2 protein-coding genes are annotated in these 1,001 nt (G+C 58.7%); both read right to left on the minus strand.

Annotated features, from left to right (window positions below):
- Positions 1-12: 12 nt before the first annotated feature.
- The gene (locus IFS44_RS21625) at positions 13-255 is read right to left on the minus strand and encodes a hypothetical protein (RefSeq protein WP_192100204.1); all 243 of its coding nucleotides are present in this window, start codon (positions 253-255) and stop codon (positions 13-15) included.
- Complete coding sequence (locus IFS44_RS21630; RefSeq protein ID WP_156360396.1) at positions 234-374, minus strand: hypothetical protein; 141 nt, start codon at positions 372-374, stop codon at positions 234-236. The genes IFS44_RS21625 and IFS44_RS21630 overlap by 22 nt, the downstream gene beginning before the upstream one ends.
- Positions 375-1,001: the final 627 nt, after the last annotated feature.

Consider the following 1,001-nt stretch of genomic DNA (forward strand, 5'->3'; position numbering starts at 1 on the left):
AGCTCGTCAGGCTCATAACCTGAAGGTCACAGGTTCAAATCCTGTCCCCGCAACCAACTTGATTTGCAACGCCTCCTCGGTCACATCCGCGGAGGCTTTTTGTGTTTCTGGACACACGCATAGCTCGAGCATTGACGCAAACTTGCCGCGAAGATGGATCGCAAGTACGCCGTTTTCCGGTTTCAACACCACGGTGTCGATCAGCGAACGGATGCGCTCGAACGCCTGGGCCTTCAGCGCATCATCCGGGAACACTGCGGTAAGCTGTTCGACCCTCTCGCGATAAAGGTATCGGCATAGACGATGTCGATACCGCTTGCCGCCACCGCTGCCACCAGCGCCTTCACGGTCGCGGTCGCGACTGCCTTGCGCACGGCATTATGCGGGCTCCGCGAGATCGCGTACCGGCAGGCGTGCAGGCTCCAGCGCGAGATCTTGCAGCGGAGAGGGCGGCTCGGACGACATCCCCCAACTGGTAACCGCCGTCAACACGTCTCCAACCTCCCCACAGGATTACGATCCATGCCGCTTGATCTTCCTCTGTTCCCTCGATCAAACACGTCGCAATCCGTTAACCAACGGCCTTCGGTGCCACCGACGTAGCCGCGTTCTTCGCGTAGCTGTGGTGCCAGAATATGCATCGGCGAGAACGACCCAAACCCGGACATTCGCGCATCCTCCCCCGCTACCCGACCTTGCACAATCGCTCATCTCCCCGATCACCACGTCCTCATGAGTATGGTGACTGGGAAGGAAACGACGACATCCGGCATTCTCGTTTAGCGCAGACGCAAATGATCTGCTGCCGTCATCCGACAAATCCTGCCTCCCATCGCTACATCTGATCGCATCCAAACGCCCCGTGGTCACAACTACGTGCACGGCGTTTGACCGCCGGCCGGAGCAGCCAAGCATGGTCGACTTCAAGAACTCCTAGCGATTGCAGATTAGAGGCGCGCCACTAAGCAAAGCGATCGCCCAGAAAACCCGGATGGTTCGTC

Origin of the sequence: Sphingomonas sp. CFBP 13706, assembly GCF_014842355.1 — a bacterium.
GTDB lineage: Bacteria > Pseudomonadota > Alphaproteobacteria > Sphingomonadales > Sphingomonadaceae > Sphingomonas > Sphingomonas aerolata.